General features: G+C 63.5%; 22 protein-coding genes. 14 read left to right on the top strand and 8 right to left on the bottom strand.

All coding sequences use genetic code 11. The annotated features are described in order from the left end of the window. The first annotated feature begins 79 nt into the window (after positions 1 to 79). Complete coding sequence (locus BUS06_RS06340; protein ID WP_074263505.1) at positions 80 to 1,642, top strand: class I adenylate-forming enzyme family protein; 1,563 nt, start codon at positions 80 to 82, stop codon at positions 1,640 to 1,642. A 41-nt stretch (positions 1,643 to 1,683) separates the two neighbouring features. On the opposite strand, the gene xerD is transcribed toward BUS06_RS06340, so the two are convergent. From xerD to queG, 3 genes are all read right to left on the bottom strand, one after another. Beyond that, entirely contained in the window at positions 1,684 to 2,628 is a 945-nt protein-coding gene (gene xerD, locus BUS06_RS06335) for a site-specific tyrosine recombinase XerD (protein ID WP_074263504.1), read from the bottom strand. Continuing rightward, positions 2,625 to 3,101 (bottom strand): methylated-DNA--[protein]-cysteine S-methyltransferase, encoded by a 477-nt coding sequence (locus BUS06_RS06330; RefSeq protein ID WP_074263503.1) that lies wholly within the window; start codon positions 3,099 to 3,101, stop codon positions 2,625 to 2,627. Before BUS06_RS06330 ends, xerD begins: the two co-directional genes overlap by 4 nt. A gap of 82 nt (positions 3,102 to 3,183) precedes the next feature. Next, entirely contained in the window at positions 3,184 to 4,458 is a 1,275-nt protein-coding gene (gene queG / locus BUS06_RS06325) for a tRNA epoxyqueuosine(34) reductase QueG (protein ID WP_074263502.1), read from the bottom strand. Between the two features lie 17 nt (positions 4,459 to 4,475). On the opposite strand from queG, the gene tsaE reads away from it, so the two are divergent. After that, on the top strand, positions 4,476 to 5,045 hold the full coding sequence (gene tsaE / locus BUS06_RS06320) for a tRNA (adenosine(37)-N6)-threonylcarbamoyltransferase complex ATPase subunit type 1 TsaE (protein ID WP_074263501.1): 570 nt from the start codon (positions 4,476 to 4,478) through the stop codon (positions 5,043 to 5,045). Beyond that, positions 5,027 to 6,589, top strand: coding sequence for an N-acetylmuramoyl-L-alanine amidase (locus tag BUS06_RS06315; RefSeq protein WP_074263500.1), 1,563 nt, complete (start codon positions 5,027 to 5,029; stop codon positions 6,587 to 6,589). Before tsaE ends, BUS06_RS06315 begins: the two co-directional genes overlap by 19 nt. 52 nt (positions 6,590 to 6,641) lie before the next feature. On the opposite strand, the gene BUS06_RS06310 is transcribed toward BUS06_RS06315, so the two are convergent. Then, positions 6,642 to 7,523: an EamA family transporter gene (locus BUS06_RS06310; RefSeq protein ID WP_074263499.1), complete on the bottom strand. Its 882-nt coding sequence runs from the start codon at positions 7,521 to 7,523 to the stop codon at positions 6,642 to 6,644. A 129-nt stretch (positions 7,524 to 7,652) separates the two neighbouring features. On the opposite strand from BUS06_RS06310, the gene BUS06_RS06305 reads away from it, so the two are divergent. Beyond that, positions 7,653 to 8,534 (top strand): pirin family protein, encoded by an 882-nt coding sequence (locus BUS06_RS06305; RefSeq protein ID WP_074263498.1) that lies wholly within the window; start codon positions 7,653 to 7,655, stop codon positions 8,532 to 8,534. Positions 8,535 to 8,691: 157 nt separating this feature from the next. Further along, positions 8,692 to 9,540, top strand: a complete 849-nt coding sequence (trxA, locus tag BUS06_RS06300) for a thioredoxin (RefSeq protein ID WP_074263497.1) — start codon at positions 8,692 to 8,694, stop codon at positions 9,538 to 9,540. 40 nt (positions 9,541 to 9,580) lie between these two features. On the opposite strand, the gene tcdA is transcribed toward trxA, so the two are convergent. Then, positions 9,581 to 10,447: a tRNA cyclic N6-threonylcarbamoyladenosine(37) synthase TcdA gene (gene tcdA, locus BUS06_RS06295; RefSeq protein ID WP_074263496.1), complete on the bottom strand. Its 867-nt coding sequence runs from the start codon at positions 10,445 to 10,447 to the stop codon at positions 9,581 to 9,583. Positions 10,448 to 10,672: 225 nt separating this feature from the next. Here tcdA and pdxH point away from each other — a divergent pair, with 225 nt between their 5' ends. The 3 genes from pdxH (at position 10,673) to BUS06_RS06280 (ending at position 14,114) form a co-directional block, all read left to right on the top strand. Further along, the gene (pdxH, locus tag BUS06_RS06290; RefSeq protein ID WP_074263495.1) at positions 10,673 to 11,314 is read left to right on the top strand and encodes a pyridoxamine 5'-phosphate oxidase; all 642 of its coding nucleotides are present in this window, start codon (positions 10,673 to 10,675) and stop codon (positions 11,312 to 11,314) included. Positions 11,315 to 11,458: 144 nt separating this feature from the next. Then, positions 11,459 to 12,682 carry an SAM-dependent methyltransferase gene (locus tag BUS06_RS06285; protein ID WP_074263494.1) on the top strand — a complete coding sequence of 408 codons (1,224 nt, stop codon included), beginning with the start codon at positions 11,459 to 11,461 and terminating at the stop codon, positions 12,680 to 12,682. Between the two features lie 79 nt (positions 12,683 to 12,761). Beyond that, on the top strand, positions 12,762 to 14,114 hold the full coding sequence (locus BUS06_RS06280; protein WP_083611353.1) for a DUF72 domain-containing protein: 1,353 nt from the start codon (positions 12,762 to 12,764) through the stop codon (positions 14,112 to 14,114). A gap of 81 nt (positions 14,115 to 14,195) precedes the next feature. Here the strand turns inward: BUS06_RS06280 and msrA are convergent, their stop codons facing one another. Next, entirely contained in the window at positions 14,196 to 14,744 is a 549-nt protein-coding gene (gene msrA, locus BUS06_RS06275; protein WP_074263493.1) for a peptide-methionine (S)-S-oxide reductase MsrA, read from the bottom strand. A gap of 342 nt (positions 14,745 to 15,086) precedes the next feature. On the opposite strand from msrA, the gene BUS06_RS06270 reads away from it, so the two are divergent. Continuing rightward, entirely contained in the window at positions 15,087 to 15,596 is a 510-nt protein-coding gene (locus tag BUS06_RS06270) for a flavin reductase family protein (RefSeq protein ID WP_074263492.1), read from the top strand. Between the two features lie 98 nt (positions 15,597 to 15,694). Here BUS06_RS06270 and BUS06_RS06265 read toward each other — a convergent pair whose 3' ends face one another. After that, positions 15,695 to 16,210, bottom strand: a complete 516-nt coding sequence (locus BUS06_RS06265) for an Lrp/AsnC family transcriptional regulator (RefSeq protein ID WP_074263491.1) — start codon at positions 16,208 to 16,210, stop codon at positions 15,695 to 15,697. A gap of 131 nt (positions 16,211 to 16,341) precedes the next feature. On the opposite strand from BUS06_RS06265, the gene kynB reads away from it, so the two are divergent. Genes kynB through kynA form a run of 3 tightly spaced genes read left to right on the top strand, consistent with a single transcriptional unit; the run spans position 16,342 to position 19,276 of the window. Further along, positions 16,342 to 16,986, top strand: a complete 645-nt coding sequence (kynB, locus tag BUS06_RS06260) for an arylformamidase (RefSeq protein WP_074263490.1) — start codon at positions 16,342 to 16,344, stop codon at positions 16,984 to 16,986. Between the two features lie 30 nt (positions 16,987 to 17,016). Beyond that, positions 17,017 to 18,267 (top strand): kynureninase, encoded by a 1,251-nt coding sequence (kynU, locus tag BUS06_RS06255; protein ID WP_074263489.1) that lies wholly within the window; start codon positions 17,017 to 17,019, stop codon positions 18,265 to 18,267. Positions 18,268 to 18,277: 10 nt separating this feature from the next. Beyond that, on the top strand, positions 18,278 to 19,276 hold the full coding sequence (kynA, locus tag BUS06_RS06250; protein ID WP_074263488.1) for a tryptophan 2,3-dioxygenase: 999 nt from the start codon (positions 18,278 to 18,280) through the stop codon (positions 19,274 to 19,276). A gap of 52 nt (positions 19,277 to 19,328) precedes the next feature. On the opposite strand, the gene BUS06_RS06245 is transcribed toward kynA, so the two are convergent. Then, positions 19,329 to 20,318, bottom strand: a complete 990-nt coding sequence (locus BUS06_RS06245) for an AraC family transcriptional regulator (protein ID WP_074263487.1) — start codon at positions 20,316 to 20,318, stop codon at positions 19,329 to 19,331. A 441-nt stretch (positions 20,319 to 20,759) separates the two neighbouring features. Between BUS06_RS06245 and dalD the strand changes: the two genes are divergently transcribed. Then, positions 20,760 to 22,166 carry a D-arabinitol 4-dehydrogenase gene (gene dalD, locus BUS06_RS06240; protein WP_074263486.1) on the top strand — a complete coding sequence of 469 codons (1,407 nt, stop codon included), beginning with the start codon at positions 20,760 to 20,762 and terminating at the stop codon, positions 22,164 to 22,166. A gap of 161 nt (positions 22,167 to 22,327) precedes the next feature. Next, complete coding sequence (gene xylB, locus BUS06_RS06235; protein ID WP_074263485.1) at positions 22,328 to 23,809, top strand: xylulokinase; 1,482 nt, start codon at positions 22,328 to 22,330, stop codon at positions 23,807 to 23,809. The last annotated feature ends 47 nt before the right edge of the window (positions 23,810 to 23,856 follow it).

The following is a 23,856-nucleotide window of genomic DNA, read 5'->3' as shown; positions in this document are numbered from 1 at the left end:
GTTGGCGACTGTGGCACGATCGTTCGGAAATCACCCGGCGCAACGCCTGTCGGGGCCCTATCGTTTCAAGGAGACCGCGTTGATCTTCGACTCATCTGCACGTAGCACCATCCACGTGCCCGACTTGCTCGCCGCCTTGCCGCAGCGCATTGCGCAAATTCCGGCGCTGGCTGCCGCGCGCGATCCGCAGCATGTCGCGCTGGTCGAAGACGCGCGAAGTCTGACGAACATGCAACTGCTGGAAGCCGTGAACGCAACCGCGGCGCTGCTGCGCGAATGGGGCGTACGCGGCGGCGACCGGGTAATGATCGTCGCGGAAAACAGCATCGCGCAGGTGGTGCTGCTGTTCGCTACCGCCCAGCTCGACGCGTGGGCGCTCGTGTCGAATGCGCGCCTGTCCGCCGCCGAACTCGACGCAATCCGCGCGCACGCCCAGCCGCGGCTCGTGGCCTACGCTGTCGAAAGCTCGCCCGACGCGTCACAGCATGCGCAACGTTACGGCGCCGCGACGGCGCCCGCGCTCGCGCCCGCTATCGGCGCATGGGCCTTTGCGCTCGACAACGCCGTCACGGCAGAGCCGGTGGAACGCGCCAGCGAACGCCAATGCGCCGCCTTGATCTACACCACAGGCACCACCGGCGCGCCCAAAGGCGTGATGCTGTCGCACCGCAATCTGCTGTTTATCGCGGCCATGTCGAGCGGCCTGCGCCGCGTCGGCCCCGACGATGTGGTGTACGCCGTCCTGCCGATCTCGCATGTCTACGGTTTCGCTTCGGTATGCCTCGGCAGCCTGTATGCCGGCGCCACCCTGCGGCTTGTGCCGCGTTTCGCGCCCGAAGCGGTGCGCCGGGCACTCGCCGAAGAACGTGTGTCGATCTTCCAGGGTGTCCCCGCGATGCACGCCAAGCTGCTGGAACATCTGCAGAGGCACGGCCATGCGTGGTCCGCGCCGCGTCTGCGCTTCGCTTATTCGGGCGGCTCACCGCTCGACGCGTCGCTCAAGGCACACGTTGAAAGCGTGTATGGCATCACGTTGCACAACGGTTATGGCATGACGGAGAGCAGCCCCACCGTCGCGCAGACCACGCTCGACGCACCGCGCAGCGATTGCTCGGTAGGACCCGCAATTCCCGGCATCGAGGTGCGCTTCGTCTCGCTCGATGGCGAGGAGCTCGCGCAAGGAGAGGTCGGCGAATTGTGGGTGCGCGGGCCAAACATCATGCTTGGCTATTACCGCAATCCCGAACAGACCGCCGCCACAATCACCACGGAGGGTTGGCTCAAGACTGGCGATCTCGCGCGCCAGGATGTCGACGGTGCGCTGCATATCGTGGGACGCAGCAAGGAGTTGATTATCCGTTCGGGCTTCAACGTATATCCGGCTGAAGTTGAGCACGTGCTGAACGCGCACCCGGAGGTCATGCAATCGGCGGTGGTAGGACGCGCGGTAGAAGGCAACGAAGAAGTGGTCGCCTTTGTCGAACTGAAGGCCGGCGCGAAGGTAACGCCGGAAGAGTTGATCGCATGGTGCGGCGAGCGGCTCGCCCCGTACAAACGTCCCGCCGAGGTACGTCCGCTCGCTGCGCTGCCGGCCGCGTCAACCGGCAAGATCCTGAAGCACCGCCTGCGCGATCTGGTTTAAGCGCCAGCGCGCACGCGCAAGGCACACGGGCTCATCCACCCTCATCCCCGTGGATGATGCGCCGCATGCAGCGACTTCAGGCGCTCACGCGCCACATGCGTGTAAATCTGCGTGGTCGAGATATCGGTATGTCCAAGCAGCAGTTGCACGACACGCAGATCGGCGCCGTGATTTAACAAATGCGTCGCGAACGCGTGCCGCAAGGTGTGCGGCGAGAGCGGTGCATGCACCTCGGCTGCCGCCGCATGACGCTTGATGATGTTCCAGAACTGCTGGCGGGTCATGCCTTCGGCCCGGCTGGTCACGAACAGCGCATCCGTCGCACGCGCACCCAGCAACGCCGGCCGCGCCTCGCGCAGATAGCGCTCGATCCATGCATGCGCCTCCTCGCCGAACGGAATGAGGCGTTCTTTCGAACCCTTACCCATCACCCGCACGACGCCTTCGTTGAGCCCCACTTCTACTGTTTTCAGGGTAACGAGTTCGGTGACGCGCAGGCCGCTTGCGTACATCAGTTCGAGCATCGTGCGATCGCGCAGGCCGAGCGGCGTGGCGATATCCGGCGCGCCGAGCAGCGCTTCGACCTGAGCTTCGCTCAGCGTCGCGGGAAAACGCGCCGGCTGTTTGGCCGAGCGGATGCGCAGCGTCGGGTCGACCTTGGCGCGATGCTCGCGCACAGCCCATGCGTAGTAGCGCCGGAACACCGACAGTCGCCGGTTCGACGAAGTGGACTTGTCCTTCTGCCGCACGACGCTATAGGCGGTGAGGTCCGCTTCGCTGGCCGTATCGAGCGAAGCATTGCGGCTCTGCGCAAGCCATTCGCAGAAGAGGCGCAGATCGCGCCGGTAGGCGTCGAGCGTGTTGCGCGACAGGCCATGTTCGAGCCATAGCGCGTCGCAGAAGGCGTCAATCGAGGCATTGCTCGTCACGAACAACGGTGACGGAGCGGGCGTGTCGGGAGCGTCGGCAATAATCGGTTCACTCATGCGTAGGACACACCTTCATGCGCCAGCAGCCAGCGCTTGACCTTGCGAAAAAAGTCATCGTCCGCGTGATGCGCAAAGCCGCCGATGCCGCTCGACGCCACCACGCGGTGACACGGAATCACCAGTGGAAAATAGTTCGAGCCGCATGCCTGACCGACCGCGCGCGGCACGCTGCCCAGCTCTTTGGCAAGTTGCCCATAGGTCAGCACCACGCCCGGCGGAATCGCGTTGATCCCCGCCCACACGCGTCGCTGAAAGTCGGTGCCGATTGCAGCCAGCGGCAGGTCAAAGGCCGCCGCAGGGTTCTCCAGATAGCGCTCGATCTGCCGCACAACTTCTTCGGCGAGCGGTGTATCAGGCGCGACGTTCTGCACCGGATCCGGCAAATAGACGATCTCGCGCACCGAGTCGGCTTCGGCGTCGAGACGAATGCCGACTTTGCCGAACGGCGCGTCGATCACTGCGTTGAACATGATGTATTGGCCTGAAATTTCCTGAACCACTCTGGACGCGGCCCGCTGCCGCGCCGGATTTCCGTTACTGTACGCCGCCAGCTCAGGCGGCTTCAAGCGCCCATTCGACATGCTCGCGCACCAGCGCCGAAGGATCATCCATACGCTGACGCAAGGCATCCACGATCGCCGCCCGCGCGTCGACTGCCAGGCTCGCCGGATCGGCGCGCAACGCATTACCCATACCGACCGCCAGATTGCGCAGCCACGCCTCGTAGCCGATGCGACGAATCGCGCTGCCCTGCATGCGCGTATCGAAGTCGTCGGTGCTCCACGCGAACAGTTCGACCAGCGTCGCACGATCGAGGCCGTGCCGCACATCGAAATCGGCAACCGGCGCCGCCTGGGCAAACTTGTTCCACGGACAGACGAGCTGGCAATCGTCACAGCCGTACACCCGATTGCCGATCAACGGCCGCAGTTCCCGTGGAATACTGCCTTTCAGTTCGATGGTCAGATAGGAGATGCAAAGCCGCGCATCGACCTTGTAAGGCGTCACAATCGCACCGGTTGGGCACGCGTCGATACAGCGCGTACAAGTGCCGCAATGCGCACCCGGCGTTTCGGGGGCGCTCTCGGGTGTCGACTGCGCATCGGTCGGCAGCGGCACATCCACGTAGATTTCGCCGAGGAAAAACAGCGATCCGGCGTCGCGCTGCAGCAACAGCGTGTGCTTGCCGCGCCAGCCAATACCCGCTTTCTGCGCGAGCTCGATCTCGAGAACCGGGGCGGAATCGGTAAACACCCGGTAACCGTAGGCGCCGATTTCGGCTTCGATCCTGTCGGCAAGCCGCTGCAGCCGGTTGCGCATAACCTTGTGATAATCACGGCCCCGCGCGTAGATCGACACTACCGCGGCGGACGGGTCGTTTATCCGCGCAAACTCGTCAGCACGCCAGTTACGCGCTTCAGTGAGTTCGGTGGGCGCGCTTTCGGCGAGCTTTCCAACCTCGGACTGATCAGGCGAATGAGGACGCCCGCGAGACAGCGAATCCCCCGGCAAATAAGCCATCCGCGCGCTGATCACGCGTCGCGTATGGGCCACAAGCTCTGCGGGCCGCGCGCGTTTCATCCCATGTTTAGCCATATAATCCATCTCGCCGTGGCAGCCCTCTTCAAGCCATGCGGCAAGACCCGCCTCGGCAGCGGAGAGATCGGTGTCGCTGATACCGATCGCCCCGAAACCTAGTTCGCGGCCCCACGCCTTGATGCGCAGGGCAAGCGCCGCCAGCGCCGCTTCATCCAGCTGACGCGTGGCGCGCGCATCGTCATCGGACGCAGGCGTGCAGGAAACGGGGGACTCCGGACTTCGGTTCATCACGCCATTTTACGAGAATGCCCGACAACGCCGATCTCGCGATCCAACCACCCGCTGCAGTCCTGCTCGAGCGCCACTTCGCGCTCGCGGACGAAGCAGCCACCAGCGCGTTCGGCGTGCGCTTCGCGGAGGCGATCGAGAGCGTGCGCGGCGCCGCGCAGAAAGCGCATGACAGCAACGCGAGCGTCGACGGATTCCAGGGCCTGCAGGTGCAATTGACCGGCGACCTCGGCGCCGGCAAAACCACGCTCGTGCGGGCTACTTTGCGCGGCCTCGGTCACACCGGGCGCGTGCGCAGTCCCACCTATACGCTTGTCGAACCGTACGCAGTTCAAAGACCCGATGGGGAACTTGAGCTCTATCACTTCGATCTGTATCGATTCACCGATCCGGCTGAATGGGCCGACGCCGGCTTTCGCGAGTACTTCGACAGCGGTGCGGTTTGCCTCGTCGAATGGCCGCAACGCGCGGGCGGCCTGCTAGGCGTGCCGGATCTTGTTTTCTCGCTCGATGTCGACGGCGACGGCCGGCTGCTGGTTGCCCGGGCGTACAGCGAATCAGGAAAAGCATGTCTAGAAAGATGTTAATCAAGCCATTTCGCTCCATCGAATCCACCGCCACCGCCTCGCATAACTGGCGGCGCCGGCAGATTCTGCGCGCCGGCGCCTCGACGCTCGTGCTCGGTCTCGTCGCGCCGCGCCTCGCGTGGGCGAGTTCGGTGCTCGGCGTGCGGGTCTGGCCGGCCCGCGACTACACGCGCGTGACGATCGAATCCGATCAGCCGCTGCAGAACACCCAGCAATTGCTGCAGACCCCGGACCGGCTGGTGGTGGATCTGAACGGCCTCGATCTCGACCAGGAGCTCAAAGATCTGGTTTCGAAGATCACACCGAACGATCCGCAGATTCAGGCTGTGCGCGTCGGGCAATATCTGCCACATGTGGTGCGGATGGTGTTCGATCTGAAGGGTTCGGTGAAGCCGCAGGTGTTCACGTTGCCGCCGGTCGGCTCCTATAAATACCGGCTGGTGTTTGACCTGTATCCGGCCGTCGCGCCGGATCCGATGATGGACCTGCTCGCGCAAAGCGAGCGCAAGCAGCAACGCCTCGATGAAAATGCCGCGCCGCCGACCACCTTGAGCGGCCCCGGCACGACGCCGCCCACCGCGGACAACAGCGAGGCGTTCTTCGACCGCTACGCACAGAACGACGACCACGCGCCGGATGTGCCTCATCCGCTGGCTCACACGACGCCAGCTCCCGTTCCGGTGCCCGCACCGCACACCCTGGCGCAAGCGCCGTTGCCCGGCAAGCCGCTCACCCCGCCTGGCGCGCTTGCCGGCAACAACAGCGGCAACAACGGCAACGGCCCCGACGACACCTACGCCTTCACCACGCCGAAGTCAGGCAAGAACAACACGGTGCGTCTGTTGACCGTGGCGATCGATCCGGGCCATGGCGGTGAAGATCCGGGCGCGATCGGCAGCGCGGGCACATATGAAAAGCACATCGCACTCGACGTCGCGAAGAAACTACGCGCGAAGATCGATGCGCAGCCCAACATGCGCTCGATGATGACCCGCGACGACGACTTCTTCGTGCCGCTCAACGTGCGCGTGCAGAAAGCGCGGCGTGTCGGCGCGGATCTGTTCGTGTCGATTCACGCAGACGCGTTCACCACGCCGGAAGCACGCGGCTCGTCGGTGTTCGCGCTATCCGAGCACGGTGCATCGAGCGCCGCGGCGCGCTGGATGGCGGACAAGGAAAACTCGTCGGACCAGATCGGCGGGATCAACATCAAATCGGATGACGCGGCGGTCAATCGCGCGTTGTTCGATATGTCGACCACGGCGCAGATCCGCGATTCGATGCGCTATGGCAACTTCGTGCTGAACGAGATCGGCGATATCAACAAGCTGCACAAGGGTTCCGTCGAACAGGCCGGGTTTGCCGTGCTGAAGGCGCCGGACATTCCCTCGATCCTCGTCGAGACCGCCTTCATCAGCAACCCGGACGAAGAGAAGCGCCTGAACGACGACGCCTATCGCGATCAGATGGCTACGGCCATCATGAAGGGCATCAAGCGGTATTTCGCGGCGAATCCTCCGCTGGCGAAAAACCGCATGACTTGAGGCGCTTGAGGCGCTTGAGGCGGTCTGCCATCGCGGTTTTTCGCCGCGCGAACTAACGTGCCGGCGCGAAGCGCCGCACGAACCACCCGCCGAACACATTCACCACAAGACCCACCATCACGAGAGCGGCGCCGGCAATCTGCGGCGTCGTCAAATGCTCGTCCAGAAACACCGAGGCGGATGCCAGACCCACAATCGGCACGAGCAGCGAAAACGGCGCCACCTGGCTCGCTGGATAGCGTGAGAGCAGTCGGCTCCACAAACCGTATCCCAACAGCGTCGCAATAAAGGCGAGATACACCACGGCAAAGATCGAGGTCGCACCGATACCCGACAGCGCAGCGGCGATCCGCTGCGGACCTTCGAAGGCGTAGGAAAGCGCGAGAAACGGCAGCGGCGGAATCAGGCTGCCCCAGACCACCAGCCCCACGAGGTCAACCTTGCCGACCTTCTTGGTGACGATGTTGCCCAGCGCCCACGACCCTGCCGCACACAACGTGAGCACGAAGCCGGCTAGCGTCATAGCGTGACCGCCCTGCATGCCGATCACAGCAAGTCCGCCGGAAGCGATCGCCAGCCCGATGACGTTCGGCACGCGAAAGCGCTCATGCAGAAACAGCCCGGCGAAGATCAGCGTGAAGAAGGCCTGCGCCTGAAGCACCAACGACGCCAGCCCGGCGGGCATGCCGACGTACATGGCGGAAAAGAGAAACGCAAACTGGCCGAACGAGATGGTCGCGCCGTAGGCAAGCAGCCAGCGCCACGGCATCTGCGGGCGCCTGACGAAAAATACGGCGGGAACCGCGGCGAGCGTGAAGCGTAGCGCGCCGAGCAACATCGGCGGCACGCCGTGCAGGCCCACTTTGATCACGACAAAGTTAATGCCCCACGCGATCACCACCACTAGCGCCAGCAACAAATCCTTCGGCGCCATGGCCGTCTCCTTTGGTTTTGTCGGAAGAGAGAGTTTAGCGGAGCAACCTCGCTTCGTCGAAAGCCGCCAAACAACATCCTCCCCCGCACACCAGTAGAATGACCCCAATCCTCCCCAACGAGCGTGACCATGTCCTCCTCGATCAAAGCAGTCCTCAAGCCCCATCTGCGAGACGTAGGCAGCCTGAGCGTGCGTCGCGTGCTGCCGGCGCTGGCCGCGCGCCTGATCGGGCCGTTCATCTTCTTCGATCACATGGGCCCCGCCGTGCTCGAACCCGGCGTCGGCCTCGACGTGCGGCCGCATCCGCATATCGGCCTCGCCACGGTCACGTATCTGTTCGAAGGCGCGATCATGCATCGCGACAGCATCGGCTCGGAGCAGAAAATCGTCCCTGGCGACGTCAACTGGATGACCGCCGGCCGCGGCATCGTCCATTCGGAACGCACACCCAACGAAGACCGCGCGAGTGGCCTCGCCATGCACGGCATCCAGACCTGGGTCGCGCTGCCGCTGGATCACGAAGATACCGAGCCGTCCTTCGAGCATCACGCCGCTGCCACGCTGCCCGAGATCGAACGCAACGGCGTCACGCTGCGCGTGATCGCCGGCACGGCGTTCGGCCAGACCGCGCCGGTCACGACCTTCTCGGGCACGCTTTACGTGGCCGCGCATTTCACGCCCGGCAGCGCGTTCGCGCTGGAACCGGAACACGAGGAACGCGGCGTCTATCTGGTGGAAGGCGATCTGGAGATCGACGGGACGCCGCTCGAAGTCGGCACGATGGCAGTGCTGGCGCTCGATGAAACGGTCACGCTCGCCAGTAGCAACGGCGCCACCGTGATGGTGCTCGGCGGCGACAAGCTGGACGGGGAACGCTTCATCGAATGGAATTTCGTCGCCAGTTCGCGCGAGAAAATCGAGCAGGCCAAGCTCGCGTGGACGAATCAGGAAATGGGCAAGGTGCCCGGCGAAACGGAGTGGATTCCGCTGCCCGAGCGGAAAGCGCACTGAGTGCTTCGGGCGGTGCAGCCGCGTAGCAGAGTGGCAACGCGCCGGTGTCCACGGAGACACCCAATTCCGCCCCTGCCGTGAACCCAGCCCCTGCGCATTGAACCCACCGCATTCGCCCCCATCTAGCGGGACGAACCGTTATACCGACGAGGATGCAATGGAAACAAGTCTGGCCACTTTCGAAAAAGACGTTATCGCCGCCTCGACGCTTGCCCCCGTGCTGGTCGACTTCTGGGCGCCGTGGTGCGGCCCGTGCAAGACGCTCGGGCCGATGCTGGAAAAACTCGAAACCGAGTATGCCGGCAAATGGCGCCTGGTGAAGGTGAACGTCGACGAGAATCAGGAACTGGCAGCGCACTTCCAAGTGCGCAGCATCCCGCACGTGATGGCGTTTGCTGACGGCCGTCCCGTCGACCAGTTCGTCGGCGTGCTGCCGGAAGGTCAGTTGCGCGCGTTTCTGGACCGGCTGGTGCCGCAGGGCGCCGACGCCGCACGCGCCGAAGCGCAGGCCGCTCTCGCCGAAGGCCATCGCGAAGATGCATACGACGCACTCAAGGAAGCGCTTGCCTACGATCCAGGCTATGACGACGCCCGCCTCGATCTGATCGAGCTGCTGCTGGAAGACAACCGCATCGACGAGGCCCGCAACGAAGTCGATCTGCTGTCGCCAAAGACCACCCAGGGTATCGATGCGCGCTTCAACGCGATCAAGACGCGCCTCGACGCGGTCGATGCCGCGGCCGACCTGCCGCCCACCGACGCGCTGGAAGCGCGTGTGGCCGCCGAGCCTGGCGATCTCGAAGCACGCTTCGACCTCGCTAGCGCGCTGATTGCCCGGCGTAACTATGCTGGCGCGCTTGAGCATCTGCTCGCTATCGTGCAGCGCGACCGCACGTTCCGCGACGATATTGGCCGCAAGACCATGCTGTCGGTGTTCGATCTGGCCGCACACCAGCCGGAAATCGTCTCGCAGTGGCGGCGCAAGCTCAGCGCGGCGTTGTTCTGAGGAGCGGAGAACCTTTGAGCCGCGAGGCAACCTAAAGGCGCTAAGCCGCCGCCGCCCGCTGCCCTAACGCGCGCAGCACATGGGCTGCGGCGGCGAAACCGAAGCTCGCCGTCACACACACGCTCGAACCAAACCCCGCACAGTTCAACCCGACCGGCCCGGCATAACCTGGCGAGGTTGTAACGTGCTCGGCGACCTCATCGATATCGCAGACCGCCGCTTCCGGGTAGATCAGCGGCTCGTCCGAATACACCGCGCTCACCTTGAACTTCGCCTTCGGCCCGCGCGGGAACCCATGCTGTTTGCGTAATTGCGCGCGCACCTTCGAGAGCAGCGGGTCCTGAATCGTCAGCGCCAGATCGTCGATGCGGATGCGCGTCGGATCGAGCTGGCCGCCGGCGCCGCCCACCGTGATCAGCGGCTGCCCCTGTTCGACGCACCATGCGATCAACGCGGTTTTGGTACGCACGCTGTCGATTGCATCGATCACGTAATCGAAACCGCCGCCCAGCAGCGCCGCAAAATTATCCGGCTCGATGAAGTCCTCAACGAGACGCACGTCGCATAGCGGATTGATCTGCGCAATCCGCTCAGCCATGGCGTCGACTTTCGGCTTGCCGTAGTTGCCGTCGAGCGCGTGAATCTGCCGGTTGGTGTTGCTCTCCGCCACGTTATCCAGATCGATCAGCGTCAGCGAGCCCACCGCGCTGCGCGCCAGCGCCTCGGCCACCCACGAGCCGACGCCGCCAATCCCGATCACCGCGACGCTCGCACGCTCGAACGCCGCCAGTGCCGGCGCGCCGTACAGCCGGGCGATGCCGCCAAAACGCCGCGCGTGGTCGGCGGCTTCAAAGCCGCCGGGGCTGGTAGTAAGATCGGAAGGCGCGGCAGTGCCAGGCGTGGACATGGTCGGGGGCTCGTCGAAAACGGACATGGAGGCGGACAAAGAAGCGGGGAAACACAGAAGCGAATCGCGCGCATGTGCCAATCCGCTATTTTGCCTGATCACGTGGCCATGAACGCTGCAGCCCTGCGCTAACCGTGGCTTTAGCGCCTGCACAGGTTGTCACCGCGCACGCAGAAAAGTTGTTCCCTGGCTATACTGGATGAACTGTAGCGTTCGCATAAGAACATGACCTCACTCGCCGAACTTCGGAAAAATTATTCGCTAGGTTCAATGGACGTCGGCGATGTCGACCACAACCCGTTTCGCCAGTTCGAAGCATGGTTCGCACAGGCGCTCGATGCCCAGTTGCCCGAACCAAATACGATGACGCTCGCCACGGTCGATTCGCGCGGCCGGCCTTCGGCCCGAATTGTGCTGATCAAGGGCGTCGATGAGCGCGGCTTTGTGTTCTTCACCAACTACGACAGCCGTAAAGGCCGCGAAATCGCGGACAATCCGCATGCGAGCCTGCTGTTCTACTGGATCGAACTCGAGCGCCAGGTGCGCATCGAGGGCAACGTCGTAAAGACAAGTCCCGCCGAAAGCGATCAGTACTTCCAATCGCGCCCGCTCGGTTCGCGGATTGGCGCATGGGCATCGGATCAAAGTCAGGTAATTGAAAGCCGCGCGGTGCTCGAAGCGCGTGAGAAAGAAATTAGCGCGAAGTACGGCGATCAACCGCCGCGGCCACCTCACTGGGGCGGCTACCGGCTGGTTCCGGATGCCATAGAATTCTGGCAGGGCAGGCCGTCGCGTTTGCACGACCGGCTGCTCTACACACGTGCGGTGCAAGACGGCGACTGGCAAATCGCCCGGCTATCGCCCTGAACCTATAACAACGCCGGCGCGCTAGCCTTGCAAGCTGCGCGTGCACCGGCAGGATCGCGCGGCCATTCGGTGTGGGAGTGACGCCAAGGCACGCAGCGACCTGAAAAGCTTTGCTTTGTATTTCATCGGACACGGAGAAATCACATGTTCTGGGAGAAGAAGCTGGCGCAGTGGGTTGAAGACGTAAAAACCAGGGCGAACCTGCCAGCACGCCTTGTTCTGTGGGATGGCCAGCAACACGACTTCGGGCAGTTTGCCGCGCCCCAGGTCACCTTGCACGTGAAGAGCGCAACGGCGTTGCCCTACCTGCTCGAACCGAGCCTCGACAATCTGGGCGAGGCGTACGTGAAGGGCAAGATCGACATCGAAGGCAAGCTGTCGGACATCATCAACATCGGCTACTCGCTGGCACGCAACACCGTGACCAGTGCGAGCAAGCTGGCGCGGGTGCGACGCTACTTCAATCACTCGAAATCGTCGGACAAGAAAGCCATTCAGTACCACTACGATGTCTCGAACGAGTTCTACAAGCTGTGGCTCGACGAGAACATGGTGTACTCGTGTGCGTACTTCGAAGAGGGCGATGAAGATCTCGCCGCTGCGCAGATCAAGAAGATCGACCACATCCTTACCAAGATCCAGTTGCAGCCAGGGCAGCGTCTGCTCGACATCGGCTGCGGCTGGGGTGCGCTCGTGCTGCGGGCCGCCTCGAAGTTCGGAGCGAAGTGCGTGGGCGTGACGCTGTCGCAGAACCAGTTCGATCTGGCTACTGCACGCGTGAAAGCCGCCGGGCTTGAAGACCGGATCGAGATCCGCCTGCAGGACTACCGCGACGTGGAAGGCCAGTTCGACCGCATCACGAGCGTGGGCATGTTCGAACACGTCGGCCGCAAAAATCTGCCGGGCTACTTTCAGAAGATCCACGATCTGCTGGTGGACGACGGCATTGCAATGAACCACGGCATCACGTCGAGCGATTCGGACAGCGGCGAAACGGCGCTTGGTGGCGGTGAGTTCATCGATCGCTACGTGTTTCCCGACGGCGAACTGCCGCACATCAGCCTCGCGCTCGAATCGATGCAGCGCGGCGGGCTCGAGGCAGTTGACGTCGAAAGCCTGCGCCGTCACTATGCGCACACGCTCGATATCTGGGCGGAGAATTTCGAAACCCATGCGGAAGAAGCACGCAAGCTCGTCGACGACGAAAAATTCCGCATCTGGCGGGTGTATCTGGCCGGCTGCGCGTATGCGTTCGAAAACGACGACGTGTCGATCTACCAGGTGGTGTGCCGCAAGGCTGGCCGCAGCGCGAAGACCTTGCCGTGGTCGCGCCGGTACATGTACGAGAGGCAGGACAAACCGCTGTGATGCGGTTGCGCCGGAGCTAGCACTATCAGCCGCGCGATCGTTCCGGCGCAACCCTTGACAGTGAGAAGATCAGGAATCGATGGACGAGGGCGGAGCGAGCGAATTTGCGTCGGTGACGCAGGTGAAGGCGGGGACGGACGCGGTCAGTGAGGGCGCCGCCACGCTGGACGCGGATGCCGGGCAACTGGATCTGTTTGGCATGCCGGTGGGCATGCCCGCTTCTTCGTCTGCTCCTCCCCAAGCTGCGCCGGACGGCGTTTCCGGCACGACCCGGCAGCGGCAAGCGCGAACCTCTTTGGCCGCTTCGCTATGGGAAGAGGAGACGGAAGCCGACGAGGCTGATGCCGAATCCGGGGCTGAAACGGAACCCCACACGGACGAGGCGCTCTCGTCTGACGCCACGGCACCCAAAAAACGCCGCTCGCGCGACGTGATCGCCGCCGAACCCTCTTCCGATGTCCTCGAAATCGCCGCCGGGCTCCCCCCGCAGATCCATCTCGGTACATCCACGTGGTCGTTTCCTGGCTGGAAAGGCATCGTCTACGGCGACGACTACAGCAACAGCAAACTCTCTCGCGACGGCCTGACCGCATACAGCCTGCATCCGCTGCTGCGCACGGTGAGCATCGACCGCTCGTTTTACGCGCCGCTTACCGTCACTGACTATCTGCGCTACGCGCAGCAGGTGCCGGAGCATTTCCGCTTCATCGTCAAGGCGCCCGCGCTCGTCACCGATGCCACCGTGCGCGCCGAGCGCGGCGAACCGGTCTCGCTCAATCCGTGCTTTCTGAACGCGCAACTGGCCATCGACGAGTTCGTGCGGCCCTGCCTCGACGGACTCGGCGCGAAGGCCGGCGCGCTTGTGTTCCAGTTCTCGCCATTACCCGATCAGATGCTGGCGAACCCCGCCGGCTTCATCGAGCAGCTCGCCGGGTTTCTCTCAGCATTGCCGGTTCTACCCGAAGGCACGCGCTACGCGGTCGAGATTCGCGACGCATGCCTGCTGACGCCGCGCTTCATCCGCACGCTGAAAGCGACCGGGGTGCGATATTGCGTAGGGATTCATGCGCGCATGCCCGACCCGCTGCGCCAGGCAGCGGCGCTTGCGTTGCTCGACGGCGAGCCGACCGGTCCGCTAATCGTGCGCTGGAGTCTGCACGGCGGCTTCAAATACGAACAGGCGAAGGCAAAGTACGATCCGTTCGACCGTCTGGTCGACGAAGATCCGGCCACCCGCACAGCACTGGCCGAACTGGCCGCCCGCTACGCGATTGCTGGGCAGCCGGTGCTGATCGCCGTGAACAACAAGGCGGAAGGCTCGGCGCCGCTGACCTGCGTGAAACTCGCGCGGGCGATTGTCGAGGCGTACTCACGATTGCTGGACGAAGCGGCAAACCGCGAACCGGCGCCGGCAGCCCCCGAGAGCATCTGACATCCCGCACCTGGCACCTGGGCCCGACCAGTGCGCGCTCAAACCGGAACGAGCCGGACTGCATCGCCGGTCACCCAGCGCTCAATCCGCCTTGACCCGATGCGCGAACTTCTGACGAAACTTCGCGACCTTCGGCGCCACGACGAACGAGCAATAGCCCTGATCCGGATGCTGGGCGAAATAGTTCTGATGATAGGCTTCGGCCGGCCAGTAGTTGCCGTCGAGCGGCAGCACCTGGGTAACGATCTGTCCGTCGTAGATGCCTTCGGCGGCAATCTCGCGAATCGCCTGCAACGCCGTTTCGCGTTGCGCTTCCGAATGAGTGAAGATCACCGAACGGTATTGCGTGCCGACGTCGTTGCCCTGCCGGTTAAGCTGGGTCGGATCGTGGATCGCGAAGAAAATATCCAAAACCTCGCGGTAGCTGATGCGTGCCGGGTCGAAATCTATCTTCACGACTTCAGCATGCCCGGTGACACCGTCGCACACCTGCTCGTAAGTCGGGCGCTCCGTCTGACCGCCCGCGTAGCCGGACTCCACGACATTGACGCCGTCGACGCCGAGAAAAACCGCTTCGAGGGACCAAAAACATCCGCCGCCAAGGGTGGCGGTTTCGACTGTTTCACTCATGTTGCCTGCTCCTCGTTGGTTGCCACCCGCGGATACGGCGGGTCTCGCCGCACCGCCGCCCTTTTCACGCCTGTCGTGCCAGACCGCCGGCGGACATTTACCGCTACCCGCATGAAGCGGGCCACGCCTGCGGCGGCGGTTCATGGCAGCTAAAGCGCTCGAAGGCAACTGGAAAGAATTGAGGTCGCCTGATGGCGACATCGGCCAAGGTTCGCGGCCAGTTCGCCCGCGATTCCGTTAAAATTGGGACAAATCGCCGATTTTCTACATGACTTTCGATTCAATTTATACCCTTCGCGCGCCATATGCGGCCGCCTGGCCGGCCCTGCGGATCTGCTTCCGATGAAGCGCGCCAGTCCGCCCAATTTCGACCAGCTCGCCTTCAAAAAGGCGCTGGGCCAGTTCGCCACCGGCGTTACCGTCATTACGACACGTGCGGCGTCGGGGCGGTTGATCGGCATCACGGCGAGCTCATTTAATTCGGTGTCGCTCGCGCCGCCGCTCGTGCTGTGGAGCCTCGCGACGCGTTCGGCGTCGATGCCGGCATTCCAGACGAATAGCCACTATGTCGTCAACGTGCTGGCCGCGTCGCAGCTCGATCTGTGCAAGCGCTTTGCGACCGTGAAGGGTGACCGCTTCGAGGGTGTCTCACACGCGGCAGGCGATTCCGGGATGCCGGTGCTCGACGGTGCGCTAGCGTGGTTTGAATGCCACAACCGCAGCCGCTACGAGGAAGGCGACCACGTTATTTTCGTTGGGGAAGTGGAACGCTGCGGGATCCGTGAGGATGCCGGGGAGACTGCACCGCTGGTGTTCCAGAACGGCGAATTCCACGGACTAAAGCCGCTCTAGGCGGCTCATGCTGCGTCCGGGCCGCGAGTATTTGCTCGCGGAGTCGGCCCACGGCATGCTGCCCGCGCCGTTTCTCCGGACTTCCTGCGCGCTTTCACTCAGTCGCCTGCAACCACGCTGGTTCTGGCCATCGCTCCCGGCACCAGTTCCACCGGCACGCCCGAATCCTCCTTGAGCGTCTGCAGAACGATGTTCGAGCGGATATCCATCACGCCGGGCGCCTTATACAGCCGTTGCAGCACGAAATCCGAGTAGTGCTTGAGGTTGTGCGCGAGCACCCGCAGCAGATAATGAGTCTCGCCCGTCACGACGAACGCTCCCACCACCTCCGGCCAGTCCCTTAACGCCTCGGCGAAACGCTCGTGCCAGTTTTGCTGGTCGTTGCGCATCGATACCTGCACGAACGCCTCCAGTTCGAAGCCCAGCACCTCGCGGTTCAGGCACGCCCGGTAACGTTCGATCACTCCCTGCTCTTCCAGCAAGCGCAACCTCCGCAGACACGCGGAGGGCGAGAGCGAGATCCGCTCTGCCAGGTCGAGATTGCTGATCCTTCCCTCTTGCTGAAGCACCGTCAAGATACGGCAATCGGTGGCGTCGAGCGAGATCGCGTTCATATTCGGTCTCCCTTTCCTGTTTGCATCAAATTATGTTCCAAGGGAGACCAAAAAACGAGATTTTTTCGCAAGCACATTTCATCTCGCCCCGCCTATCATTCGAGAGATACACAGAAAGGCGCATCGGAGACATGACTACACTCTGGGACATCACCCCCGCCGTCGACACCGCAACGCCCGTCTGGCCGGGCGATACGCCGGTTGGCATCGAGCGCGTCTGGCGCATGGAGGCGGGCTCGCCCGTCAACGTCGGACGGCTCACGCTCTCGCCGCATACCGGCGCACATACCGACGCGCCGCTTCACTACGACGCCAAGGGCGCCGCCATTGGCGCGGTGCCGCTCGACGCATATCTGGGCCGCTGCCGCGTGATCCATTGCATTGGCGCAACACCGGTGGTCACGCCCGAGCATGTGGCCGGCTCGCTGGACGGTATGCCACCGCGCATCCTGCTGCGCACCTACCAGCAAGCGCCGACCACGACGTGGGACAGCGCATTCTGCGCAGTCGCGCCGGAGACGATCGATCTGCTGGCGTCGCGCGGCGTCAAGCTGATCGGCATCGACACCCCGTCGCTCGACCCGCAGGAATCGAAGACGATGGACGCGCATCACCGCATCCGCGCGCACCGGATGGCGATTCTCGAAGGAATCGTGCTGGATGCCATCGCGCCCGGCGACTACGAACTGATCGCGCTGCCTCTCAAATTCGCCACGCTCGATGCGAGCCCGGTTCGCGCCGTACTGCGCGCGCTGCCCGCCGCCGAACTCGGCTGACCCACTCTGATTTTTTGACTCTGGACCATCATGAAAAACCGTGACGAAGCCGTAGCGCTCGACCGCGCCGACCCGCTTGGCACCCTGCGCGACCAGTTCGCGCTGCCCTCGACCACCATCTACCTGGACGGCAACTCGCTTGGCGTGCCGCCGGCCGCCGCCGCGCAGCGCGCGCAAACCGTGATCGCCGCCGAATGGAGCGAAGGACTGATCCGCAGCTGGAACAGCGCGGGATGGTTCGCATTGCCGCGGCGCCTGGGCAACAAGCTCGCACCGCTGATCGGCGCAGCGCACAACGAAGTCGTCGTCACCGATACGATTTCGATCAACCTGTTCAAGCTGCTTTCAGCCGCCGTGCGTCTTGCGAACGAGCGCGACCCGAAGCGGCGCGTAATCGTCTCGGAACGCTCGAACTTCCCGTCGGACCTGTATATCGCGCAGGGGCTGATCGAGCAGCTCGACCGGGGCTATGAACTGCGCCTCGTCGACGATCCGTCCGAACTGCCTGCGGCGATCGGCGACGACACCGCTATCGCGATGATCACGCACGTGAACTACCGCACTGGCTATATGCACGACATGGCGGCGCTCACGAAACTGATTCACGACAAGGGCGCGCTGGCGCTGTGGGACCTCGCGCATTCGGCGGGCGCGGTGCCGGTGGATCTGAACGGTGTCGGCGCGGATTACGCGGTGGGCTGCACGTATAAGTATCTGAATGGCGGCCCCGGCTCGCCGGCGTTTGTGTGGGTGCCGCATCGTCATCAGAATGCGTTCGCGCAACCGCTGTCGGGCTGGTGGGGTCATCGTGCGCCGTTCGAGATGAACCCGGTCTACAAGCCCGATGACGGCGTGGGACGCTTCCTGTGCGGCACGCAGCCGATGGTGTCGATGGCGCTCGTGGAATGCGGGCTCGACGTGTTCCTGCAAACCGATATGCAGGCGGTTCGCCAGAAGTCGCTGGCGCTGACCGATCTGTTCATCGAACTGGTCGAATCGCGCTGCGCCGAGTTTCCGCTTACGCTCGTCACGCCGCGCGATCATGCGCAACGCGGCTCGCATGCGAGCTTCGAACATCCGCACGGTTATGAAGTGATGCAGGCGCTGATTGCGCGCGGGGTGATTGGCGATTATCGCGAACCACGTGTGTTGCGCTTCGGCTTCACGCCGCTGTACACGCGCTTTGTCGACGTGTGGGATGCCGTCGAAACGCTGCACGAGGTGCTGGTCAAAGAGACCTGGCGTGCACCGGAATTTGCCGCTCGCGGCGCGGTGACCTGAGGAGCGCGCGATGACCGATCATATGCAAACGCCGGGGCTGCCTGGTTCACCTGATGAGTCTGCTGCTGCGCCGGTGCAGGGCGGCTGTCCGTTTGGTCACGGCAGCGGTAGCACTGCTGCAGTTCACGCTGCCTCAGCGCCACATGTCCCGGCGGCGGACGACGAAAACGAAAGCGCGGGCGAGACCGACAACGGCTGGCACAACGCCCAACTCGATTTCTCGAAGTCGATGAGCTACGGGGATTACCTCTCGCTCGGCTCCATCCTGTCTGCGCAACATCCGCTTTCGCCGGATCACAACGAGATGCTGTTCATCATCCAGCATCAGACGAGTGAACTGTGGATGAAGCTTGCGTTGTACGAGCTGCGCGCCGCACTCGAAGCGGTGCATCGCGATGAGTTGCCGCCCGCGTTCAAGATGCTGGCGCGCGTGTCGCGCATCATGGAGCAGCTGGTGCAGGCGTGGAGCGTGCTGTCGACGATGACACCTTCCGAATACACGGCGATGCGGCCTTACCTCGGCAGCTCGTCCGGATTTCAGTCGCATCAATACCGGCAGATCGAGTTCCTGCTCGGCAACAAGAATGAACTGATGCTGAAGCCGCATGCGCATCGGCCTGACGTGCTCGCCGAAGTGCAGGCCACGCTCGAAGCGCCTTCCTTCTATGACGAAGTGATCCGTCTGCTCGCGCGGCGCGGATTTGCGATTGCACCCGAGAGGCTGGAGCGCGACTGGACCCAGCCGACCACGCACGATGCGTCAGTGGAAGCAGCATGGCTCGAGGTTTATCGCAATCCGTCGCAGCATTGGGAGCTGTATGAGATGGCTGAGGAGCTGGTCGATCTGGAAGACGCGTTTCGGCAGTGGCGCTTTCGTCATGTGACGACGGTTGAGCGGATCATCGGCTTCAAGCAAGGCACGGGCGGTACCAGCGGCGCGCTGTATCTGCGCAAGATGCTGGACGTGGTGCTGTTTCCAGAGTTGTGGCATGTGAGGACGATGCTGTAATCCGCAGACGCTCGCTCCGCCACCACGGGACGAGCGACGTACCTCGAACCTGCTACGTCGCCCGATAAGCGCCAGCCGATATCCGCGCACGCCCCCGCTTCTGCACCGCCGGCACAATCGCCGGAGCATCAGCAACACCGTCACCACGAGCCGCGGCTTCATCGGAAGCATCGCGGCTCGCGTCGTTCAGATGCTGGTAACGGCGAAACTTCGAAGGCGACATCCCCTTCGCAAGCAGGAACTGCCGGTTGAAATTGGACAGATTGTTGAAGCCGACCTTGTAGCAGATATCGGTCACGCTCAACTCATCGTCCATCAACATCTGGCAGGCGAGATTGATACGCATGCGGTTGACGTACTGCACGAACGGCATGCCGGTATGACGGCGAAAATAACGTGAGAAAGCGCTCACGCTCTGCCCCGCCAGTTGCGCGAGATCTGACTCACGCAAGTCCGAGGACAGATTCTTGCCAATATAGGACAGCGCATGATTGATGCGCGTGGCGGCGAAACCGGTCGGATCCGTCTGATAAGCAGGGCTCGCCAGCAGTTCGGTATCCTGAGCACTCACCAGCACTTCGAACATCGACATGAACAGCACGATGCGGCGTAAGCCACGCGCGTTCAACAGCTCCATAAAGAGCGGCTGGATCGCCGCGCTGGTTTGCGCGCCGAACGACACCCCGCGCCGCGAAGCGGCCAGCAACGCCTCCACCTGCCGCCACTCCGGAAAGCTCTCCATACAGTGCGCGACGAACTCCTGTCCGAACTGCACGACCAGATTGCGCCGTTCAACGGTTTCGCCTTCCGGCACGTCGCTCACCCAGTTGTGCGGCAGGTTCGGCCCCACCATCACCAGATTGCCAGGCACAAAGTTGCTGATGTGATCGCCAACGAACACCTTGCCGGTCGTCGCCACGATCAGATGGATTTCGTATTCGGGGTGGAAATGCCAGCGCACCGTGCGGTACGGATACCCGTGGGACCACACCTTGAACGATTCGTCGCGGCGCACGGCCACGAGCTCGAGATCGGGTTGCACGTGTCTTCCTCCATTGAAGCGGCTTGCTGCAGCGCTGATTTCTGACGCGCGCCGCCGGTCTTCGGTTTGTATAACGGAAATTAGCCCTCAAACGCGCTGCGCACCACTAAAAATGAGACCGCAGACTGATACTTTTTTGCATCGGGGTTACTCCTGACGCTTTGAATGTCAAATTTGATGCAATGCAACAGCCCTGCAAAGGGGCACCAGACAACGCTGCCCACTCTCCGCACACCTCGCAGATGCCCCGCCACGCGGCGCTGCGCCACAGATTGAGGCGTTTGCCGCCTTGACTTTCGATTCGCCGGATACGATCATTCGTTCACATGCAGAGCAAATGCTCCACCCAGAAAACGCACGCGTAGACCGTGCGTGAAAAACTTTCGCAAGGGATCGACACGAGCGCTCAAGCGCTAACTCCGGTCCACAAAGGAGACACCTATGAACAGCGGCCAAAGCGGCGTCGCGAACGCCCACGTGATCTTGCACATTGGCGCAGGATCGTTTCACCGCGCCCATCAGGCGTGGTATCTGCACCGCCTGAACGAGCTACGCAAGGAAGGCGAACCACGCTGGTCGCTCACGGTCGGCAATATTCGCGGCGACATGAACGCTGTGCTCGAAGGACTCGCGGCGCAAGACGGTGTCTATACGCTCGAGACCGTCACGCCAGCAGGCGAGCGCGAGTATGAGACGGTGCGTTCGATCGAGCGTGTGGTGCCGTGGTCGGAGACCCTCGATGGACTGATCGAAGCGGGTGCCGATCCGGCCTGCAAGATCATCGCGTTCACGGTCACCGAAGGCGGCTATTACCTCGACGAGCACGACCGCCTCGACACCGCCCTTGCCGACCTCGCCGCCGACCTCAAAGGCGCCCGCACGACCATCTACGGCGCATTGGCAGCGATTCTCGAAGCGCGCATGCAGCGCAACGCCGGACCAGTAACGCTGCAAAGCTGCGACAACCTGCGCAGCAACGGCGAGCGTTTTCACGCCGGAATGAGCGAGTTCCTCGAGCGCAGCGGCGCCGCCGCGCTCGCGGCCTGGTTCGACGCCAATACGAGCTCGCCGAGCTCGATGGTCGACCGCATCACGCCACGACCCACCCCCGATGTGCGCGAACGCGTGCTGGCGGCCACCGGTTTCGACGATGCCGTGCCGGTGATGGGCGAAGCGTTTATCCAGTGGGTCATCGAAGACCGCTTTTGCGCAGGACGGCCGGCGTGGGAGCGGGTCGGCGCGGAGCTGGTTGAATCGGTGGTGCCGTATGAAGAGGCCAAGATCCGCATCCTCAATGCCACCCATAGCTGCATTGCCTGGGCCGGAACGCTGGTCGGGCTGAACTACATCCACGAAGGCACGCAAGACGCTGAGATCCGCCAGTTCGCCTTCGATTACGTCACACAGGATGTGATCCCCTGTCTCACGCCGAGTCCGCTCGATCTGGCGCGCTATCGCGACGTCGTGCTCGACCGCTTCAGCAATCCGCATATCCAGGACACCAATCAGCGGGTCGCGGCCGACGGCTTTTCGAAGATCCCGGGCTTCATTGCCCCGACCCTCGCCGAGTGCTTCGAACGCGGTGTCGAGCCGGCGGCCACTGCCATGCTGCCCGCGCTGTTCTTCCGCTTTCTCGACCGCTGGCAGGCCGGCAAGCTGCCGTACAAGTATCAGGACGGTGTGATGGACGAACGCGTTGCGCGCGCATTCTTTGCCGCGCCCGACCCGTTGCAGGCGTTCTGCGCCGATCGGCTTCTGTGGGGCAGTCTCGCGCAAACGCCCCATCTGGAGAAGGCGCTGCGCGGTGCGCTAGCCCGCGTGGATGCGTGGCTAGCCACGCGCGCCTAAGGTTCGGGGGCGCGCCCACCGCGCCCCCGCCTCCTTGACGACACACTGCCGCGGCCACCACGAACCACCGCACGCCGTCCCGGGTCAGGTCTAACGCCCATGGCATCGACCGCCGTGTGCGGCTACAGTAGCGCATCCCCAACGACGAAGGTTCCGCGCCCATGTATCTCGGCATCGACCTCGGCACGTCCGAAGTGAAAGTCCTGCTGCTCGCGTCAAACGGACGCGTGATCGGTACGGCAGGCTCTCCGTTTACCGTTTCGCGCCCGCATCAGCGCTGGGCCGAACAGAATCCCTCCGACTGGTGGGAAGGCACGCGCGCTGCCCTCTTTGCCCTGCGCGCGAAACATCCCGACGAATTCGCCCAGATCCGCGGCATTGGCCTCTCGGGGCAGATGCACGGCGCCGTGCTGCTCGATGCGCAGGACCGTGTACTGCGTCCGGCGATCCTGTGGAACGACATGCGCAGCGTCGAGGAATGCGCCGAGCTGACCGAGCGCGCGCCGGAGTTGCACCAGATAGCCGGCAATCTCGCGATGCCCGGTTTCACCGCGCCCAAACTGCTGTGGGTCGCACGCCATGAGCCGGAGATTTTCCGGCAGACAGCTTATGTCCTGCTGCCGAAGGATTATCTGCGGCTGCAGCTGACCGGCGACAAGGTGTCCGATCCTTCGGACGCCGCGGGCACGTTGTGGCTCGATGTCGCCAAGCGCGACTGGTCCGACACGCTGCTCGCCGCCTGCGACATGAGCCGCTCGCAGATGCCGCGTCTGTGCGAAGGCAGCGAATCGTCCGGCGTCTTGCGGGCCGACGTGGCCCATGAGTTTGGCCTCGGCGACGGTGTCGTCGTCGCGGCAGGCGGTGGTGACAACGCGACGAGCGCGATCGGCATCGGTGCGACGCAACCGGGCGACGGCTTTGTCTCACTGGGCACCTCGGGCGTGCTGTGTGTAGTCGGCGACAGCTTCCGGCCGAATCCGTCATCCGCCGTGCACGCGTTTTGCCACGCAATTCCGGACCGCTGGCATCAGATGAGCGTGGTGCTCTCGGCAGCGAGTTGCCTGCGCTGGGTCTGCAAGCTCACGTCCACCGACGAACCCACACTGCTCGCCGAAGTCGAAGCGCTGAAGCCCGAAGCTTTGGCGAGCGCGCCATTCTTCCTGCCGTATCTATCCGGCGAACGCACGCCGCACAACGATCCGTATGCGCAGGGCGTGTTCTTCGGCATGAATCACGCCACCGATCGCGCGTTGCTCGGTTATGCGGTGCTCGAAGGCGTGACCTTCGCGCTCACTGACGGGCTCGATGCACTGCGCGCTGCAGGCACCGAGGCGAGCGGACTGTCACTGCTTGGCGGCGGCGCGCGCAGCAACTACTGGGCGCAACTACTGGCGGACGCGCTAAACACCACCACCCGCAAGCACGGCGGCGGCGAAACCGGCGCCGCGCTCGGCGCGGCCCGTCTCGGCTGGCTGGCGGCAGGTGGCGATCCGGCGCAGGTGCTCACCAAACCCCCGGTCGAAATGGAATTCACCCCGGACCCGGCGCGACACGCGGCTTTGCGCGCGCGGCTGGATGGCTTCCGGACGCTGTACCGACATGTACGGCCGCTGTTCGACCCGTCGCGCGAGCGGCTGGCTTAGCGATGACGTCCCCCATGCCGGAATCAGCAGACTGAGAGACTGCTATC

This window comes from Paraburkholderia phenazinium (assembly GCF_900141745.1).
GTDB lineage: Bacteria > Pseudomonadota > Gammaproteobacteria > Burkholderiales > Burkholderiaceae > Paraburkholderia > Paraburkholderia phenazinium_B.
Note: the sequence above shows the minus strand (reverse complement) of the source record. Positions and strands in the feature narration are given on the sequence as shown.

What these genes read in the sequence shown, in the direction of transcription:
- queG (WP_074263502.1), bottom strand. Translation starts at nt 4,458, where the DNA reads ATGAACCGAAGTCCGGAGTCCCCCGTTTCCTGCACGCCTGCGTCCGAT.
- xylB (WP_074263485.1), top strand. Translation starts at nt 22,328, where the DNA reads ATGTATCTCGGCATCGACCTCGGCACGTCCGAAGTGAAAGTCCTGCTG.
- tcdA (WP_074263496.1), bottom strand. Translation starts at nt 10,447, where the DNA reads ATGTCCACGCCTGGCACTGCCGCGCCTTCCGATCTTACTACCAGCCCC.
- xerD (WP_074263504.1), bottom strand. Translation starts at nt 2,628, where the DNA reads ATGAGTGAACCGATTATTGCCGACGCTCCCGACACGCCCGCTCCGTCA.
- kynA (WP_074263488.1), top strand. Translation starts at nt 18,278, where the DNA reads ATGACCGATCATATGCAAACGCCGGGGCTGCCTGGTTCACCTGATGAG.
- msrA (WP_074263493.1), bottom strand. Translation starts at nt 14,744, where the DNA reads ATGAGTGAAACAGTCGAAACCGCCACCCTTGGCGGCGGATGTTTTTGG.
- BUS06_RS06270 (WP_074263492.1), top strand. Translation starts at nt 15,087, where the DNA reads ATGAAGCGCGCCAGTCCGCCCAATTTCGACCAGCTCGCCTTCAAAAAG.
- pdxH (WP_074263495.1), top strand. Translation starts at nt 10,673, where the DNA reads ATGACCTCACTCGCCGAACTTCGGAAAAATTATTCGCTAGGTTCAATG.
- BUS06_RS06265 (WP_074263491.1), bottom strand. Translation starts at nt 16,210, where the DNA reads ATGAACGCGATCTCGCTCGACGCCACCGATTGCCGTATCTTGACGGTG.
- kynB (WP_074263490.1), top strand. Translation starts at nt 16,342, where the DNA reads ATGACTACACTCTGGGACATCACCCCCGCCGTCGACACCGCAACGCCC.
- tsaE (WP_074263501.1), top strand. Translation starts at nt 4,476, where the DNA reads ATGCCCGACAACGCCGATCTCGCGATCCAACCACCCGCTGCAGTCCTG.
- kynU (WP_074263489.1), top strand. Translation starts at nt 17,017, where the DNA reads ATGAAAAACCGTGACGAAGCCGTAGCGCTCGACCGCGCCGACCCGCTT.
- BUS06_RS06310 (WP_074263499.1), bottom strand. Translation starts at nt 7,523, where the DNA reads ATGGCGCCGAAGGATTTGTTGCTGGCGCTAGTGGTGGTGATCGCGTGG.
- BUS06_RS06280 (WP_083611353.1), top strand. Translation starts at nt 12,762, where the DNA reads ATGGACGAGGGCGGAGCGAGCGAATTTGCGTCGGTGACGCAGGTGAAG.
- BUS06_RS06330 (WP_074263503.1), bottom strand. Translation starts at nt 3,101, where the DNA reads ATGTTCAACGCAGTGATCGACGCGCCGTTCGGCAAAGTCGGCATTCGT.
- BUS06_RS06315 (WP_074263500.1), top strand. Translation starts at nt 5,027, where the DNA reads ATGTCTAGAAAGATGTTAATCAAGCCATTTCGCTCCATCGAATCCACC.
- trxA (WP_074263497.1), top strand. Translation starts at nt 8,692, where the DNA reads ATGGAAACAAGTCTGGCCACTTTCGAAAAAGACGTTATCGCCGCCTCG.
- dalD (WP_074263486.1), top strand. Translation starts at nt 20,760, where the DNA reads ATGAACAGCGGCCAAAGCGGCGTCGCGAACGCCCACGTGATCTTGCAC.
- BUS06_RS06305 (WP_074263498.1), top strand. Translation starts at nt 7,653, where the DNA reads ATGTCCTCCTCGATCAAAGCAGTCCTCAAGCCCCATCTGCGAGACGTA.
- BUS06_RS06285 (WP_074263494.1), top strand. Translation starts at nt 11,459, where the DNA reads ATGTTCTGGGAGAAGAAGCTGGCGCAGTGGGTTGAAGACGTAAAAACC.